Below are 15,461 nucleotides of genomic sequence, written 5' to 3' on the forward strand. Positions count from 1 at the left end.
CGCCCCGAAATTTTCACGGCCCGACATGATGCACGCAAATCGAGCGCATATGGGCCGCCTACCATACTGTAGGTTGAAGGCTACGGATGAGCCATGGGCAAAATGGATAACTGACACATTGTTCAGATGGCGGAGAGGGAGGGATTCGAACCCCCGATAGGCTTGCACCTATGCCGCATTTCGAGTGCGGTGCATTCAACCACTCTGCCACCTCTCCTGAAGGCGCCATATAGAGGCAGGGCCCCTGTGGTTGGGGGCGTTAATAGGCGAGGATGGCGGGCCAGACAAGGCGCGAAAGGGGAAAATCCGCTGCCTCTTTCAGCCCCGCGCCAGCCTGGGGTGCCGTTCCCGTGGGAATGGGGCTCCGAGGATTCCTGTTTTGACGCGTTTTCCTGGCGCGAATGGGCGTCCGCTTCGCTTGAAAGCGCTTGGGAAGGAACTGCCATGGAGCACCTGACGGTCACGGCCAATGGCGCCAAATTCCACCTGGTTCGCGCCGGATCGGGCAAACCGCTGCTTTTGCTGCATGGATGGCCGGAATTCTGGCTGACCTGGGAGCCGGTGATGGCGAGGCTTGCCGACCGTTTCACCCTGATCGCGCCCGATCTGCGCGGCTTTGGCGACAGCGACAAGCCGGATGGCCCCTTTGGTCCGGATGGCCATGCCGCGGACATGCTGGCCCTGATGGAGGCACTTCGTGTCGACCGATTCGGCGTGGTCGGCCATGACGTCGGCGGCGCCGTGATGCAGCCGCTGGCGCGGCAGGCGGCGGGGCGGCTCGCCGGGCTGTTCTTCTTCGATTTCGTCTATCCCGGCATCGGGCCGCGGATGGCGGCGCCCGATCGGCTCAATCACATCTGGTACCAGTCCTTTCACCAGATGGAGATGGCGCCCGCGCTGGTCGGTGCGAGCCGCGAGAGCTGCAGGCTCTATATCGGCCACTTCCTCAAGGGGTGGGCGCATCGGAAAGACGCCTTCGACGACGTCCTCGATGCCTTCGCCGACAATTTCTTCAAGCCGGGCAATCTCGCCGGCGGCTTTGCGCATTACCGGGCCTCGCATGAAGGGCGGCTCGCGATGATGAAGGGCGAAGCACCAAAGCTTGCGCCGATCAATGTGCCGACCTGCGTGCGCTGGGCCGAGCACGATCCGCTGTTTCCCTATGCGTGGACCGATCGGCTGGGAGAGACCTTTGCCGATCTCGATCTCGCAATGTTTCCGGGGGTTGGACACTTCCCGCATCGCGAGAATCCGGATCACGCGGCGAGCGAGATCGCCGCGTTTTTTGGGCGCATCGGCTGGAGCTGAGCAGAGCCCGCGGCCATCCTTCGAGACGCCCGCCTCCGGCGGGCCCTCAGCGACAATGGCTTCGCCATTGCGCGGGGATGAGGTCCGGGTTTGTGGTGAGATGTCAGACGTCAGAGGCGCTGGAAAAACGGGTGGGACCGCCAGACGCGGTAAACACTGGCGGTCCCGGTGCCGCTCATTGAAATACTGGCTGGGAAGGGCGGCTTCGCCGGCCAGGTGAGACGACGATTCGACCCTAGCGTGCGCCTGATGCGCCGCAACGCAATCCGGTCCTTAACCTAACCAGTCAAGGTTACTCCAGAGCCGTTTCCGTTCCGGCGAAGCCGGAACGGGGGCTCTGGATTGTTGTTTTGACGCGTTTTCTTGACGCGAACCGGTCTCCACTTCGCTCGAAAACGCTTTCTAGTCGGATTTGCCGCCGTCCTTGTTGTTTTCCTTGCTCTTTTTCTTGCCGTTCTCCGTAGTGTCCCGGTCCTTGCGGCGGTTGGTGAAGCGGGCATTGCCGAGCCCGGTGCCGATGGTCAGCACGCCCCAGCGATCGACGTCCTGCATGAACGGCACCTCGGAGAGGCCCTGAACCACGCCGTCATTGTGCATCAGGATCGCGGTGTCGTGCTCGCCGATGACGGGGATGCCCTCGATCAGGCTCGCCGGCAGGTTGAACTTGCTGCTCTCCCAATTGCCCGGCAGGTTCTGCGCGCCTTTCTCGATCGACCCGTCCTCGTTGATCACGCCGGGACAGGCGATGCCGATGAAGGGCGCGAGCTTGAAGCCGTCGTTGCCGGCCTCGGTGATCAGCCCCTTCAACATCTTGGTGAGCCGCTTCACCGCGCCTTCGCGCGTCGGCTCGTCGTCGGCGTGACGCCACAGATCGGATGTCACGACCTTGGCCTTCGACAGGTCCTTTGCCTTTTTCCAGTTGGTCTCGACCAGGCCGCAGCGGATGTTGGTGCCGCCGATGTCGACGGCGAGGATGCTGTCATAGGCTTCGAAAATCCACGACGGCGCCAGATGCAGCGCGCCGATCAGGCCGGCTTCGTCGGGGTGATGGCGGATCGGCTGCATGTCGATCCTGAAATCCTCGGCCTTTAGAATGATCTCGGTGCGCGCGATCGCGAGCTCGCCGAGCCTTGAATCGCGAAAGCCACCGCCGACCACGATGCGCTCGGTCTTGGCCCAGGCCTTTGTCTTCAGGAAGCGGCGCGTGACGTAGGCAAGCTCCTGCGCAAAGTCCTCGATGGCGCTGTGCACCACCGCGGAGGCCTCGGTGTCGTCGCCGACGAGGATCGCATCCAGCGTCTTCTTGCTGATGTTCTCCGACGGCTCCTTGCCGAACGGGTCCTCGCCGGTCTTGCGCAGCGGCTTGCGCCAGCGATCGAGGATCTCGCGGAAGGCGCCCTTGCTGGCGCGATCGCCGAGAAAACCGTCCTCGTCCTTCATCTCGATGTTGAAGCTGTCCACGTCCACCGACGGCAGCCGCCCGGCGCCGTGATGGGCGATGCCCGTCGTCTTGACCAGTTCGTCTGTTGCCATTGGGAGCCCTTGCCCGCATACCTGTTCCGGCGGACTAACGGCGGGGGAACCCGTTGGTTGCAGCGCCGGCCGAGATTTGGCGGAGGGCCGCCTGGCTGGCCAAATCCTTCAAATCCGGGCCGTTTTCGGCGGTTTTCCTTGACTCGGCGCGCCCGGCGGCTATAAGTCCCACAGCCGGCGCGGGGCGTTTCTCGCGCCGCTTGTTTTTGCGTGGGTTTTCAAAGGGATAACTCCCACCCGCACAAAACGCATTAACCCATAGCGACTGACAAAAAGCCGACCCGGACGATATTCGTCCCGAGGCCGGGATTGAACACGGAGAAAAAAACGATGTTCGCAGTCATCAAAACCGGCGGCAAGCAATACCGCGTCGTGCCGGATGATGTTCTCGAAGTTGGCAAGATCGAAGGCGAAGTCGGCTCGATCGTGCAGTTGAATGAAGTTCTGGTGCTCGGCGGTGACACGCCGGTGCTCGGCGTTCCCACGGTGGCCGGCGCCTCCGTTGCGGTCGAAGTGCTCGACCACAAGCGTGGCCCCAAGGTCATCGCGTTCAAGAAGCGCCGCCGCAAGAATTCGCGCCGCAAGCGCGGCTATCGCGACGAGATCACGGTCCTCCGCATCTCCGAGATCCTGGCCGACGGCGCCAAGCCCACCAAGGGCCCGCGTCCGAAGAAGGAGAAGGTGGTGAAGGAAGCCGCCGAATAACGAGATTTGATCACGCCCAATTCACGAATTGATGCGTGAGAAATCGTGAAATGATTCCGTCAAGGAATTGATCTAGAAATACGCAGGATTTCGGAGACGAGCCATGGCTCACAAAAAAGCAGGCGGTTCATCGCGCAACGGTCGCGATTCCAAGGGTAAGCGCCTCGGTATCAAGGCGTTCGGCGGGGAAGTCGTCACTCCCGGCAACATCATTGCGCGTCAGCGCGGCACCACCTGGCACCCCGGCCTTAATGTCGGCATGGGCACGGACCACACTTTGTTCGCCAAGATCGAAGGTCGTGTTGCGTTCCAGGCCAAAGCCAACGGCCGCACATTCGTATCGGTACTCCCGATCGCAGAGGCGGCTGAATAGACGGTGGATCAAATTGGAGTCCGCCGGGTCCTACCAAACCGGCGGAGTCCTAAAGATCTCAAGAGATCGAAGGCTCCAAGGGGAGGCGGGAAACCGGCCTCCCCTTTTCTTTGACTTGCTCACTTTGACTTAGTGACTTTCAGGAGCCGGACATGTTGCAGGATTTCTCGAGCGCGACCTTGCGGGAGGCGAGACCGAGCGTCGTCGCCACCGAGCGGCTGACGTTGCGGCGGCCGACCCTCGCCGACGTCAGGACCATCTCTCAGCTCGCCAACGACCGCCGCGTCGCCGAGAACACGCGCCGCCTCCCCCATCCCTATTCGCAGGACGACGCCGTCGACTTCATTCGCGCCACCTCCGAGCTCGGCAGCGAGACCGTGTTCCTGATCGAGCACGACAGCGGCCCGGTCGGCATGGTCGGGATCGACTGCTCCACGCCCGGGAATGCCGAGCTCGGCTACTGGCTCGGCGTCGAGCATTGGGGCCGGGGCTTTGCCACGGAAGCCGCGCGCGGCGCGATCGACTTCTTCTTCGAGGAGTTCGAGGACGAGCATCTCTATGCCGGCGCGCGCGTCACCAACCCGGCCTCGCGCAACGTGCTGGAGAAGTGCGGCTTCCAGTGGAGCGGCGTCCAGCTGCACCGCTTCCTGGCGCTGGGCTCCTCGACGCCAGTCGACTGCTTCCGCCTCTCGCGCGGCGTCTGGGCCTCGCTGAAGAGCTGGAGCAGTGCGCGAAGGATGAGGTGAGTTAGGACGCTAAGCGCCGCTGCATTCTCCTCTGTCGTCCCGGCGAAGGCCGGGACCCATACCCCCAGGGGGCAATTTGGCGAAGACTCGGAGTGGGAATCTTCGCAGCACGAACATTGGTGGTTATGGGTCCCGGCCTTCGCCGGGACGACAAATATTGTTGCACCTAAGCCGGCGGATTGACCTCTTCACTTGCGCGGCCGAGATCGCGCTCGCGCAAGTAAATATAGAAACCGGCGCCGATGATGATCGCGGCGCCGACGATGGTCGCGATCGACGGGACATCGCCGAACACGACGAAGCCGAAGATCACGGCCCAGACGATCATCGAATACTGATACGGCACCACGACGCTGGCCGGCGCCAGCTTGAGCGAGCGGTTGACGCAGAGCAGCGCGGTCACCGAAATCAGCCCCGCCAGGGCGAAGAACACCAGGCTGCCCGGTGTCGGCGGCACCCAGTTGAAGACCGACAGCACCGCGCCCAGCGAGAACGTGCCGACGAATTGCGAGGATGCCATCACGATGTCGGGCGTCTTGCGCAGGCTGCGCGTGATCAGCATCAGCGTCGCAAAGGACAGGCTGCCGCCGAGCGCGATCAGCGCCGGCAGGCTGACGGTCTGCGCCGACGGCCGCAGCGCGATCAAGACGCCGCAGAAGCCGATCAGGATCGCCGTCCAGCGCCGCCAGCCGACCTTCTCGCCCAGAAAGATCGCCGACATCGCGGTGACGAAGATGGGACCGGCAAGGTAATAGGTGATGACGTCGGCGAGCGGCAGATAGACGGTCGCGAGGAAGAAGGCCGCGACCTCCAGCGTCGAGAGCACGACGCGAACCAGTTGCAGGCCCGGCCGCTCCAGATGCAGGAACTGGTGACGCTGCGTCCAGATCAACGGCGACAGCAGGAGCAGCGCCGCAACGGCGCGCAGGAACAGCAGCTGCCCCACCGAGTAGGTCCCGACCAGGAACTTGCCCATGGCGTCGCCGAACGAGAACATGAAGATCGACAGCACCATGAGCGCGATGCCGGCCAGGCGCGCGGAGCGGTCGTCATAGGCGGAGAGATTCTTGAACAAGGGCATCAATCGGACTGTCAGGGGTCGTCATTGCGAGCGAAGCGAAGCAATCCAGACTGTCTCCGCTGCGGCAGTCTGGATTGCTTCGTCGCTTCGCTCCTCGCAATGACGGGGAGAGAGCGGCGGAATACGGCAAGTAGAGTCGCCTGCGGTCGTTTTAATGACGTGAGCGACCGCGACAAGCCCACGCAAGTCGAATTGAACGGATTGTCGCACTCCTCGCGTCGCGGTAGCGATAGAGGCCGCACCGGGAAAAGAGCTTTGACATGACCGACTTCGATCCGACCCAGCACCGCATGATCCCCACGCAACGCTGGTTTGAGGATTTCGTCGTCGGCGAGCGCTTCGTGCTGCCGAGCCGGACCCAGACCACCGCGGTGTTCGCGGCATTCCAGACCGCGAGCGGCGACACCCACCCCGTGCATTACGACGTGGAATATTGCCGCAGCCGCGGCATGCCGCATCTGCTGGCCCACGGCTTCCAGACCCTGATCCACACCGCGCCCGGCGCCGGCCTGTTTCCGTTCATGGTCGAGGAATCCCTGGTCGGCTTCCTCGAGCAGTCCAGCCGGTTCCTCAAGCCCGTCTACGCCGACGATACGATCTATCCCGCGCTCGAGGTCACCGAGCTGGTGCCGGGGCGCACGACCGGCGCGGTGACGCTGCGGAGCACGATCTTCAACCAGCGCAAGGAGCTGGTGCTGGAGGGGATGCAGAAATTCCTGATCCGGAGGCGGCCGGCCTAGCGACGCCGTCTCGCGGAGCACGGGCGGCGCACGCGGAACCGCATGAACCGCGGCGGAGAAAGTGCCGACAAAGCCGGTGCACGCTCCGCATCATGATGGCCCGCAATGACACTGCTTCCGCCCTGCTCCGAGACATTCAAGCGTTCGCTCCAGCGTGCGACGTCGGCCGCCCGGACGAAGGGACGCACGCATCCCGGCCCGCAGGATTTGCTGATCGCCCTGATCGAGGACGAGGACGCAGCGCCGGTGATGCAGGCCTGCGGCATCGACCTGGCGCGCTTGCGGCGGGATATCGAGGCCACTGGCGCGAGCGAGCCGACGACGGGCCTCGGTCATCTGCTTCAGAGTGCCTTCAACGAGGCCCAGCTGTCGGAACGGACGGTTGTGACGGGCGCCGACATGCTCGTCGAGCTGTTCGCCGACCCGGCCGGCCGCTTCCTGTCCGCGCAGGGAGCGACCCGCTACGACGCCCTGGTCTATCTGAGCCACGGCATCGCCAAGGGCGCAGCGCCTGATATCGAAGCCGATCACGGCAAGGCGTCCCATCTGGAGATCGTGCTGCTGAACGACCCCTACACGCCGTCGGACTTCGTGACCTTCGTTCTGGAACACGTCTTCGGGATGGACCGGGAGCGCGCGATCGCGATCGTGTTTGCGACCCATGCGCGCAAGCGCGGCTCCTGCGGCGTCTTTCCGCGAGCGGAGGCTGCCGCCTTTCGCGACCGGATCCAGAGTCTTGCCGTCGCCCGTCGGTATCCACTCCACTGCATCCTGCTGCCGGCGGGCGATGCGCCGGCGGCCTGAAAGGCCTGCAGGATACGCGGCCCGGTACCGGCTATTCGATCACGTCGTCGGCGGTCGCCAGCAAGGTCGGCGAGATCGTAACGCCGAGGGCCGCCGCGGTCTTGCGGTTGAGCACGAGCTCGAACTTGGTCGCCTGCTGCACCGGCAGTTCGGCCGGACGCGCGCCCTTGAGCACGCGTGCGGTATATTGCCCGGCGAGCTCAATCACGTTGAAATAATCCGAGCCATAGCTCGCAAGCCCTCCGGCCTCGACATAGTCGCGGACGTCGAAGATGGTCGGAAGCCGGCGGCGCAGCGCCAGCTCCGCGATGCGAGCGCGATGGACGTAGAAGAAGCCTTCCGGGCCAAACACGAGGCCCGCGCCGGGCTCGGGCGGAAGCTGCGCGAAGGCGGTATCGATTTCATCCGCCGTATCGGCCTCGAGCACCTCGACGCGAAGGCCGAGCGGGCCTGCGGCCCGCTGCAGATCGGCGACGAAGGGCGCGGCAAGTGCCGAACCCGGCTTCACCAGCGTGAAGTAGCGCGACAAGCCGGGCGCGAGCTCGCGAAAGATGCCGAGCCGCTTGGCCGAAAGCTCCGCATTGAGCGAGGTGATGCCGGTGGCGTTGCCGCCGGGACGATTGAGGCTGTCGACGAGGCCAAGCGCGACCGGATCGGTGCCGGACGAGAACACGATCGGGATCGTCGTCGTTGCCTTTCGCGCGGCGACCGCGGCCGCCGTGCTTCCGGGCGTCGCGATCAGCGCGACGTTGCGCCGGACCAGATCAGCTGCAAGGGCCGGCAGTTCCTCGTTCCGGCCCGACGCCCAGCGATATTCGATCGCGACGTTCTGTCCCTCGGTAAGGCCGCCCGAGGCAAGCCCCTTGCGAAATGCCGCGAGCCGCTTGACGTTCTCCTCGGCAGAGCCGGCGTGCAGGAAACCGATGACCGGCATGGCCTGCTGCGCGCGAGCCCGCGACAGCGCCGCGACCGAGATCGCGCCCCCGATGAACTGCCGCCGCCGCATCCACAACCCCTGCCCCGGTTTCGGTTCCGTATATCATACCCCGGCGCGGCGCCGTCACGCCGACAGGTTAAGCAAGGGGGTCAAATTCGCGGAATTTCGGCCGATTTGCGGGTCAATCCGGGTTGCCGGGCGTGCCCGGCTGGCCTACCTATGCCCCATGAAATTCCTCGACGAAGCAAAGGTCTATATCCGCTCCGGTGACGGCGGGAACGGCTGCGTGGCGTTCCGCCGCGAGAAGTTCATCGAATTCGGCGGTCCCTCCGGCGGCAATGGCGGCCGCGGCGGCAATGTCATCCTCGAAGTCGCGGATGGCCTCAACACCCTGATCGACTACCGCTACCAGCAGCACTTCAAGGCCCAGAAGGGCGAGAACGGCATGGGCTCGGACCGCCACGGCGCCAACGGCAAGAACATCGTGCTGAAGGTGCCCATGGGCACGCAGATCTTCGACGAGGACCGCGAGACGCTGATCCACGACTTCACCAAGGTCGGCGAGAAGTTCGTGCTGGCCGAAGGCGGCAATGGCGGCTTCGGCAACGCGCATTTCAAATCCTCGACCAACCGCGCGCCGCGCAACGCCAATCCCGGCCAGCCCGGCGAGGAGCGCTGGATCTGGCTGCGGCTGAAACTGATCGCCGATGCCGGCCTCGTCGGCATGCCCAATGCCGGCAAGTCGACCTTCCTGTCCAAGGTCAGCGCGGCAAAGCCGAAGATCGCCGACTATCCCTTCACCACGCTGCATCCGCAACTCGGTGTCGTGAATGCCGACGGCCGCGAATTCGTGCTCGCCGACATTCCCGGCCTGATCGAAGGCGCGCATGAAGGCACTGGCCTGGGCGATCGCTTCCTCGGCCATGTCGAGCGCTGCCGCGTGCTGCTGCATCTGATCGATGCGACCTGCGAGCATGCCGGCAAGGCCTACAAGACGGTGCGCAAGGAGCTCGACGCCTATGGCGGGCAGCTCACCGACAAGATCGAAATCGTCGCGCTGAACAAGATCGACGCGGTCGAGCCGGACGAGCTGAAGAAGCAGAAGGACCGCCTGAAGCGCGCCGCCAAGAAGACCCCGCTGCTGCTCTCCGGCGTCACCGGCCAGGGCGTGAAGGAAGCCTTGCGCGCGCTCGCCGACGTGATCGGCGAAAGCCCGGTCTCCGCCAAGGCGAAGAGCGCGGCCGAAGCGGAGCCGTGGTCGGCGTGATTGTCGTCCCGGCGAAAGCCGGGACCCATACCCCCAGGAAGTTGTTTGGCGAAGGCTCGGAGTGGGAGCCTTCGCACCACGAGCATTCGTGGTTATGGGTCCCGGCCCCCGTGCGCAATTGCGCACTAGGCCGGGACGACACTGAATGTGTGGCCGCACGCGCGCGCATCACTGGCAGGTTGTCACCGGCGCTCGAATAGCGCAGCATCAAAAATCAAGAAACGGCAGGGATAACCCATGGCGCGCGCGAAGAACGTTCTCTGGATCATGTGCGACCAGCTTCGCTATGATTACCTCGGCTGCACCGGTCATCCCACGCTGAAGACCCCGAACATCGACGCCATGGCGAAGCGCGGCGTGCTGTTCACCAAGGCCTACGTCCAATCCCCGATCTGCGGTCCGTCGCGGATGTCGTTCTATACCGGGCGCTACATGCGCTCGCACGGCTCGCACTGGAACGGCTGGCCGCTGCGCGTCGGCGAGCCCACGCTCGGCGATCATCTCAACAAGATCGGCGTGCGCAACGTGCTGGTCGGCAAGACCCACATGGCCCCCGATCTCGAAGGCATGAAGGCGCTCGGCATCCCGCCGGAATCTGTCATCGGCGTGCACGTCTCCGAATGCGGTTTTGAACCTTACGAGCGCGACGACGGCCTCCACCCGACCGGACGGCCACGTCCGAAATACGATGAATATCTGCGCAGCCAAGGTTTTGAAGCCACCAATCCCTGGGAGCACTGGGCCAATTCAGGCGCGGCGGACGACGGCTCCTTGCAGAACGGCTGGCTGCTGGTGCATGCCGACAAGGCCGCGCGCGTGCCGGAGGAGCATTCCGAGACGCCCTACATGACGCGGCGCGCGATGGACTTCATCAGCGAGGCCGAGACGGATGGCAAGCCGTGGTGCCTCCATCTGTCCTACATCAAGCCGCACTGGCCTTATATCGCGCCGGAGCCCTATGCCAGCATGTATTCGACCGATGACATGATCCCGGTGATCCGCTCCGAGCGCGAGCGGCAGAATCCGCATCCGGTGTTCGGCGCCTACATGGACATGCGCTACTCCCGCAACATGGCGCGCGACGATGCCCGCGAGAAGGTGATCCCGACCTATATGGGCCTGATCACCCAGATCGACGACCAGATGGGCGTGCTGATGCAGTTCCTGGAGGCGCGCGGCCTCTTGGAAACCACCATGATCGTGTTCACCTCCGATCACGGCGATTATCTCGGCGATCACTGGATGGGCGAGAAGGACCTGTTCCACGAGCAGTCGGCCAAGATTCCGCTGATCATCATCGATCCCTCCAGGGAAGCGGATGCGACGCGCGGCACGCGCAGCGACGCGCTGGTCGAAGGCATCGACCTCGCGCCGACCTTCGTCGATTATTTCGGCGGCAAGGTGCCGGGCCACATCCTCGAAGGACGCTCGCTGCTGCCTCTGCTGCGCGGACCGACACCCGCGGACTGGCGCAAGGTCGCGTTCTCCGAATACGACTATGCCATGCAGGACGTGCGGCTGAAGCTGAACCAGCCGATCGAGCGCTGCCGCCTGTTCATGGTGTTCGACGGCCGCTGGAAATACATCCACGCCTCCGGCTTCCGTCCGATGCTGTACGATCTCGAAACCGATCCGGACGAGTATCTGGATCGCGGCGACGATCCTGAATGCGCTGGCATCATCGCGCGGTTGCAGGCCGAGCTGTTCGACTGGGCGCTGCATCCCAACGACCACATCACCACGCCGCGCGAGAAGATCGCGGCCTATGCGGACAATCAGCTGCAGGTGAAGGGCGGGGTCTTGATCGGTATCTGGGACGAGAAAGAACTCGCTGCGATCAAGGACGGCATCGCGCAGCGCGCGAAGATGTAATTGTCGACCCTCATGGTGAGGAGGCGCGAAGCGCCGTCGAGCAGACGATGCTTCGCATCGCCGCGAGAACCATGCAGGCCCAACTCTCGCACCTCGGCCTTCATCCTTCGAGACGCTTGCTTCGCAAGCTCCTCAGGATGAGGAGAGAGTGTGTGTGGCCCCGAAGCTCTCTCAGCTCGTCATGCCCGGGCTTGACCCGGGCATCCACGACTTGCGTCAATCGCGACAATACGTGGATGGCCGGGTCAAGCCCGGCCATGACGGCGGAGCGTGGAGTTCGAGCAGAGATTAATTCTCGATCTTGTATCCCGTCGCCTTCACGATCGGCTGCCAGAACGCGGTGTTCGCGGCGAGCTCCTTTGACAGCCCTTCCGCGTCGCTGCCGACCGGGATCAGGCCGATCGCGGTGAGCTTCTCTCTCACCTCGGGCTTGGCGAGCGCGGCGCTCGCCGCCGCACCGAGCTTGCTCGCGAACTCCGGCGGGCTACCGGCGGGGAGCCACATGCCGTACCAGGCGTCGGCGACGAGATCGATGCCGCTCTCCTTCAGCGTCGGCACCTCGGGCGCGAAGGGCGAGCGTTCCGCGCTCGAGACCGCGATGATCTTCACGCCCTTGGCGCGGTGCTGCGGCAATGCATCGGCCAGCGTCGTGATGCCGAACGAGATATGGCCGCCGACGAGGTCGTTGAGGATCGGCGCGCTGCCGCGATAGGGCACGCGCGTCAGGGGGATGCCGAGATCCTTTTCGAGCTTGGAGCCCATGAAATGCGGAATGGTGCCGTTGCTGGGCACGCCGAACGAGGTCTTGTCCGGATGCGCCTTCAGCCACGCCACGAAGGATTTGAAATCGGCAGCATCGGTCCCCGGCCCGAGCACGAGGGCGAACTCGAACCGCGCCAGCAGCGACACCGGCATGAAATCCTTCGCCGTGTCGAAGCTCGGGCTCGCCTCCACCATCGGCAGCAGATACATGGTGGGCCCTGTCGTCACCAGCACCATGCTGCCGTCGGGGCTCGCGCCCTTCACCGCCTTGATGCCGATCAGGCCGTCGCCGCCGGTGCGGTTCTCGACCACGAGGGTCCGTTGCAGCACCGGGGCCATCTCCTGCGCGATCAGCCGGCACAGCGTGTCGCCGCCGGCTCCCGCCGCGAACGGGAAGATGATCTTCGTCAGCCCGGCCTGCGCCCCGCCCGCCTGCGTCAGCAGCGGCAGTCCCAGGCATCCGGCCATGAATGTGCGGCGATCCATGCGCTTTCCCTCCAGCCCCATTTTGCTTGGCCGCAGTTAGGACCAGAGCAGCGTCCCGGACAAGGCCGACCTTCGCCGTTTACCTTCCTGTTGCCATCCCGGCCGCCTTGCGCCGGCCATCGTCCTGCTGCAAAAGCAGGCCTTATCGGCGCCGCGCTCTCGCTCCGCCGTTTCCAACGCAGAGCAGATCGTCCAAGCGCGCCATGGCCAGCCCCGAACTCAGTCAATTCCGCCGCATCGTCGTCAAGGTTGGCTCCGCGCTGCTGGTCGATTCCGACAGGGGCGAGGTGCGGGCGTCCTGGCTCGCCGCGCTCGCCGACGACATGGCCAAGCTGCACAAGGAGGGACGCGACGTGCTCGTCGTGTCCTCCGGCTCGATCGCGCTCGGCCGCAGCCGGCTCAAATTGCCGCGCGGCCCGCTGAAGCTCGAGGAGAGCCAGGCCGCGGCCGCCGTCGGCCAGATCGCGCTGGCGCGGATCTGGTCGGAGGTGCTGGGAGCGCACGGCATCGACGCCGGCCAGATCCTGGTCACGCTCCAGGACACCGAGGAGCGCCGCCGCTATCTCAACGCCCGCTCCACCATCGGCAAGCTTCTGGAGTGGCGCGCGATCCCCGTGATCAACGAGAACGACACGGTCGCGACCACCGAGATTCGCTACGGCGACAACGACCGCCTCGCCGCGCGCGTCGCCACCATGGCGAGCGCCGACTTGCTGGTGCTGCTGTCCGACATCGACGGGCTCTACGACGCCCCGCCGAAGAACAACCCGAACGCAAAGCTCATTCCCGTCGTCGACAGCATCTCCTCGGAGATCGAGGCGGTGGCCGGCGATGCCGAGTCCGAGCTGTCGCGCGGCGGCATGCGCACCAAGGTCGAGGCTGCCAAGATCGCGACAACGGGCGGCACCCACATGCTGATCGCCTCCGGCAAGATCGAGCACCCCTTGCAGGCGATCGCCGATGGCGGCCGCTGCACCTGGTTCCTGACGCCGGCCAATCCCATCACCTCGCGCAAGCGCTGGATTGCGGGCACGCTGGAGCCGAAGGGCACGCTGACCATCGACGCCGGCGCCGTGACGGCGCTGCGCGCCGGCGCCAGCCTGCTGCCGGCCGGCGTCATCAAGGTCGAGGGCCAGTTCGCCCGCGGCGATGCCGTGGTCGTGCGCGGTCCCGACACCAGCGAGATCGGCCGCGGCCTGATCGCCTACGACGCCGAGGACGCCGAACGCATCAAGGGCCGCTCCTCCCCTGATGTGATGGCCATCCTCGGCATCAGCGGCCGGGCCGAGATGATCCATCGCGACGATCTGGTGGTGGGCGGGTAGGGCTTTTTCCGTCACGCCCTGGCTTGTCCCGGGCATCCACGTTCTTGGTGCCGCGCGAAGGTCGTGGATGGCCGGGACAAGCCCGGCCATGACGCCGGGGGCTGGGTCAGTGGCCGAGCCCCACCTCACCCGCCGAAGCCCTGCCATACCCTCCCCGCCCTTCGCAAAAGCGGGATTTCCGTGCTAGGACACCGCCTTAGCAGAAGGTTGACCCCATGGCCGCCCCCCTCAAAGCCGTTGACGGCAATGCCGATCTCCAGGCGCTGATGTCCGATCTCGGAACCCGTGCCCGCGCCGCCGCGCGCGTGCTGGCGCTGGCGCCGCCGGAGCAGAAGAACCGGGCGCTGGAGGCCATGGCGCGTGCGATCCGTGCCAACACTGCGGCGATTCTCGCGGCCAACGCCGAGGACGTGGCGGAAGCGCGCGCTAGCGGCAATGCGACCTCGTCCTTCATCGACCGCCTGACGCTGACGCCGGCGCGGGTCGAGGGCATGGCCGAGGGCATCGGCATCGTGCGCGGCATCGCCGATCCCGTCGGCATCGTCACCGAGAGCTGGCAGCGGCCGAACGGCATGACCATCGAGCGCGTGCGCGTGCCGCTCGGCGTCGTCGGCGTGATCTTCGAGAGCCGGCCGAACGTTGCAGCGGATGCCGGCGTGCTGTGCCTGAAGTCCGGCAATGCCGTGATCCTGCGCGGCGGCTCCGACAGTTTCCGGTCGTGCCGCGCCATCCATGACTGCCTGGTGCAGGGCCTGCGCGAAGCCGGGCTGCCTGAAGCCGCGATCACGCTGGTGCCGACGCGCGACCGCGCGGCCGTCGGCCTGATGCTGTCGGGCCTGAACGGCGCCATCGACGTGATCGTGCCGCGCGGGGGAAAAAGCCTCGTCGCACGCGTCGAGCAGGAAGCGCGCGTGCCCGTGTTCGCGCATCTCGAAGGCGTCAACCACGTCTATGTCGATGCCAGCGCCGATCTCGCCATGGCGAAGTCGATCGTGCTCAACGCGAAAATGCGCCGCACCGGCGTCTGCGGCGCGGCCGAGACGCTGCTGGTCGATCGCGCGGCTGCCGCGAATAACCTCAAGCCGCTGGTCGAGATGCTGCTGGAGGCGGGGTGCGAAGTGCGCGGCGACGAGACCGTGCAAGGGACAGATGCGCGTGTAAAACCTGCCAGCGCAGAGGATTGGGACACCGAATATCTCGACGCGATCATCGCGGCGAAGGTGGTGGACGGCGTCGACGGCGCGATCGCGCACATCCAGAACCACGGCTCGCACCACACCGATGCGATCGTGAGCACGGATGAGACCGCTGCGAAAAGATTCCTGAGCGAGGTCGATTCCGCGATCGTGCTGCACAACGCCTCGACGCAGTTCGCCGATGGCGGCGAGTTCGGGTTCGGCGCCGAGATCGGCATCGCCACCGGCCGCTTCCACGCCCGCGGCCCTGTCGGCGCCGAGCAACTGACGAGCTTCAAGTATCGCGTTCACGGCACCGGACAGACGCGGCCGTAAGTAACGTTGCA

At 65.2% G+C, this 15,461-nt stretch carries 14 protein-coding genes and 1 tRNA gene; 10 read left to right on the forward strand and 5 right to left on the reverse strand.

Going from position 1 to position 15,461, the window contains the following annotated elements; translation table 11 throughout:
• Positions 1–127: 127 nt before the first annotated feature.
• A tRNA-Ser gene (locus A7X65_RS12005) sits at positions 128–217 on the reverse strand.
• Positions 218–444: 227 nt separating this feature from the next.
• Here A7X65_RS12005 and A7X65_RS12010 point away from each other — a divergent pair.
• Positions 445–1,308, forward strand: a complete 864-nt coding sequence (locus A7X65_RS12010) for an alpha/beta fold hydrolase (protein ID WP_063684956.1) — start codon at positions 445–447, stop codon at positions 1,306–1,308.
• Positions 1,309–1,710: 402 nt separating this feature from the next.
• Here the strand turns inward: A7X65_RS12010 and A7X65_RS12015 are convergent, their stop codons facing one another.
• Positions 1,711–2,841 carry an ROK family protein gene (locus A7X65_RS12015; RefSeq protein ID WP_063684957.1) on the reverse strand — a complete coding sequence of 377 codons (1,131 nt, stop codon included), beginning with the start codon at positions 2,839–2,841 and terminating at the stop codon, positions 1,711–1,713.
• A 330-nt stretch (positions 2,842–3,171) separates the two neighbouring features.
• Here A7X65_RS12015 and rplU point away from each other — a divergent pair, with 330 nt between their 5' ends.
• The 3 genes from rplU (at position 3,172) to A7X65_RS12030 (ending at position 4,665) form a co-directional block, all read left to right on the forward strand.
• Positions 3,172–3,546 (forward strand): 50S ribosomal protein L21, encoded by a 375-nt coding sequence (rplU, locus tag A7X65_RS12020; RefSeq protein WP_063684958.1) that lies wholly within the window; start codon positions 3,172–3,174, stop codon positions 3,544–3,546.
• 103 nt (positions 3,547–3,649) lie between these two features.
• On the forward strand, positions 3,650–3,919 hold the full coding sequence (gene rpmA, locus A7X65_RS12025) for a 50S ribosomal protein L27 (RefSeq protein ID WP_024338898.1): 270 nt from the start codon (positions 3,650–3,652) through the stop codon (positions 3,917–3,919).
• Between the two features lie 152 nt (positions 3,920–4,071).
• Positions 4,072–4,665, forward strand: a complete 594-nt coding sequence (locus tag A7X65_RS12030) for a GNAT family N-acetyltransferase (protein ID WP_063684959.1) — start codon at positions 4,072–4,074, stop codon at positions 4,663–4,665.
• A gap of 166 nt (positions 4,666–4,831) precedes the next feature.
• On the opposite strand, the gene A7X65_RS12035 is transcribed toward A7X65_RS12030, so the two are convergent.
• The gene (locus tag A7X65_RS12035) at positions 4,832–5,746 is read right to left on the reverse strand and encodes a DMT family transporter (protein ID WP_063684960.1); all 915 of its coding nucleotides are present in this window, start codon (positions 5,744–5,746) and stop codon (positions 4,832–4,834) included.
• A 260-nt stretch (positions 5,747–6,006) separates the two neighbouring features.
• On the opposite strand from A7X65_RS12035, the gene A7X65_RS12040 reads away from it, so the two are divergent.
• Positions 6,007–6,486 carry a MaoC family dehydratase gene (locus A7X65_RS12040; protein ID WP_063684961.1) on the forward strand — a complete coding sequence of 160 codons (480 nt, stop codon included), beginning with the start codon at positions 6,007–6,009 and terminating at the stop codon, positions 6,484–6,486.
• A 105-nt stretch (positions 6,487–6,591) separates the two neighbouring features.
• Complete coding sequence (locus tag A7X65_RS12045; RefSeq protein ID WP_063684962.1) at positions 6,592–7,290, forward strand: ATP-dependent Clp protease adaptor ClpS; 699 nt, start codon at positions 6,592–6,594, stop codon at positions 7,288–7,290.
• 31 nt (positions 7,291–7,321) lie between these two features.
• Here the strand turns inward: A7X65_RS12045 and A7X65_RS12050 are convergent, their stop codons facing one another.
• Entirely contained in the window at positions 7,322–8,296 is a 975-nt protein-coding gene (locus A7X65_RS12050; protein ID WP_063684963.1) for an ABC transporter substrate-binding protein, read from the reverse strand.
• 157 nt (positions 8,297–8,453) lie between these two features.
• On the opposite strand from A7X65_RS12050, the gene obgE reads away from it, so the two are divergent.
• A complete protein-coding gene (obgE, locus tag A7X65_RS12055; protein WP_063684964.1) occupies positions 8,454–9,494 on the forward strand; it encodes a GTPase ObgE in 1,041 nt (346 codons plus the stop codon).
• A gap of 237 nt (positions 9,495–9,731) precedes the next feature.
• The gene (locus tag A7X65_RS12060; RefSeq protein ID WP_063684965.1) at positions 9,732–11,366 is read left to right on the forward strand and encodes an alkaline phosphatase family protein; all 1,635 of its coding nucleotides are present in this window, start codon (positions 9,732–9,734) and stop codon (positions 11,364–11,366) included.
• Between the two features lie 288 nt (positions 11,367–11,654).
• Here the strand turns inward: A7X65_RS12060 and A7X65_RS12065 are convergent, their stop codons facing one another.
• Entirely contained in the window at positions 11,655–12,614 is a 960-nt protein-coding gene (locus tag A7X65_RS12065; RefSeq protein WP_063684967.1) for a Bug family tripartite tricarboxylate transporter substrate binding protein, read from the reverse strand.
• A 203-nt stretch (positions 12,615–12,817) separates the two neighbouring features.
• Between A7X65_RS12065 and proB the strand changes: the two genes are divergently transcribed.
• On the forward strand, positions 12,818–13,939 hold the full coding sequence (proB, locus tag A7X65_RS12070) for a glutamate 5-kinase (RefSeq protein WP_063684969.1): 1,122 nt from the start codon (positions 12,818–12,820) through the stop codon (positions 13,937–13,939).
• A 215-nt stretch (positions 13,940–14,154) separates the two neighbouring features.
• Positions 14,155–15,450 carry a glutamate-5-semialdehyde dehydrogenase gene (locus A7X65_RS12075; RefSeq protein WP_063684971.1) on the forward strand — a complete coding sequence of 432 codons (1,296 nt, stop codon included), beginning with the start codon at positions 14,155–14,157 and terminating at the stop codon, positions 15,448–15,450.
• Positions 15,451–15,461 lie beyond the last annotated feature (11 nt).

Source organism: Bradyrhizobium stylosanthis, from assembly GCF_001641335.1.
GTDB lineage: Bacteria > Pseudomonadota > Alphaproteobacteria > Rhizobiales > Xanthobacteraceae > Bradyrhizobium > Bradyrhizobium stylosanthis.

Bases quoted from the DNA above. Each gene is read 5' to 3' on its own strand.
- A7X65_RS12010 (WP_063684956.1), top strand. From the start codon at position 445: ATGGAGCACCTGACGGTCACGGCCAATGGCGCCAAATTCCACCTGGTT.
- A7X65_RS12015 (WP_063684957.1), bottom strand. From the start codon at position 2,841: ATGGCAACAGACGAACTGGTCAAGACGACGGGCATCGCCCATCACGGC.
- rplU (WP_063684958.1), top strand. From the start codon at position 3,172: ATGTTCGCAGTCATCAAAACCGGCGGCAAGCAATACCGCGTCGTGCCG.
- rpmA (WP_024338898.1), top strand. From the start codon at position 3,650: ATGGCTCACAAAAAAGCAGGCGGTTCATCGCGCAACGGTCGCGATTCC.
- A7X65_RS12030 (WP_063684959.1), top strand. From the start codon at position 4,072: ATGTTGCAGGATTTCTCGAGCGCGACCTTGCGGGAGGCGAGACCGAGC.
- A7X65_RS12035 (WP_063684960.1), bottom strand. From the start codon at position 5,746: ATGCCCTTGTTCAAGAATCTCTCCGCCTATGACGACCGCTCCGCGCGC.
- A7X65_RS12040 (WP_063684961.1), top strand. From the start codon at position 6,007: ATGACCGACTTCGATCCGACCCAGCACCGCATGATCCCCACGCAACGC.
- A7X65_RS12045 (WP_063684962.1), top strand. From the start codon at position 6,592: ATGACACTGCTTCCGCCCTGCTCCGAGACATTCAAGCGTTCGCTCCAG.
- A7X65_RS12050 (WP_063684963.1), bottom strand. From the start codon at position 8,296: ATGCGGCGGCGGCAGTTCATCGGGGGCGCGATCTCGGTCGCGGCGCTG.
- obgE (WP_063684964.1), top strand. From the start codon at position 8,454: ATGAAATTCCTCGACGAAGCAAAGGTCTATATCCGCTCCGGTGACGGC.
- A7X65_RS12060 (WP_063684965.1), top strand. From the start codon at position 9,732: ATGGCGCGCGCGAAGAACGTTCTCTGGATCATGTGCGACCAGCTTCGC.
- A7X65_RS12065 (WP_063684967.1), bottom strand. From the start codon at position 12,614: ATGGATCGCCGCACATTCATGGCCGGATGCCTGGGACTGCCGCTGCTG.
- proB (WP_063684969.1), top strand. From the start codon at position 12,818: ATGGCCAGCCCCGAACTCAGTCAATTCCGCCGCATCGTCGTCAAGGTT.
- A7X65_RS12075 (WP_063684971.1), top strand. From the start codon at position 14,155: ATGGCCGCCCCCCTCAAAGCCGTTGACGGCAATGCCGATCTCCAGGCG.